General features: G+C 40.1%; 1 protein-coding gene. It reads right to left on the minus strand.

Going from position 1 to position 703, the window contains the following annotated elements; all coding sequences use genetic code 11:
• Positions 1-39: 39 nt before the first annotated feature.
• Positions 40-703: mannonate dehydratase (gene uxuA, locus KIV40_RS33130; protein WP_285353633.1), on the minus strand; the 664-nt coding region annotated here is incomplete at its 5' end.

A 703-nucleotide genomic window follows, 5' to 3' on the forward strand; every position in this document is an offset into this window, starting at 1 on the left:
ACTATTAGCACGCGACTATTGGTCTAACTAACTCACGATTTATTTGCTAGCTTGCTGCGCTTGCAAGTTGTCCCATGCACCGAGGATGTACATAATCCCAAGAGCTCGGTCATATAAACCGTAACCAGGACGAGCCCATTTCTCTTCACCCCAAATATGGCGACCATGGTCTGGTCGTACATAACCTTGATAATCGTGCTTATGAAGTGTTTGTATAACTTTAATAGTATCGACGGAGCCATCACACGCTCGATGAGAGGACTCGATAAAGTCACCGTTCTCAAACCTTTTTACATTACGTATATGTATAAAATGAATTCGCTCATGAACTTCGTCGATAATGTCTGGAATATCGTTATTGCTCGAACCAAGTGATCCGGTACATAAACTTAAGCCGTTATATGGGCTATCAACCAAGTTTAAAAACCTTAGAATATTTTCTTTGTTAATAATAATTCGAGGTAGACCAAAGATAGGGAATGCAGGGTCATCTGGGTGAATCCCCATTTTAATATCGTATTCTTCACAAACGGGGATAACTTTTTCTAAGAAATACTGGAGGTTTCCCCAAAGGTCTTCCGCTGTAAAACCTTTGTACTTCTCAAACGTTTCTTTTAACTGAGATAGTCGTTCTGGTTCCCACCCTGGCATTGTTACAGATACGTTCTTTGATAACTTTTCGATAAGCTCAATAGGCTCAATA

This window comes from Vibrio sp. D173a (genome assembly GCF_030248475.1).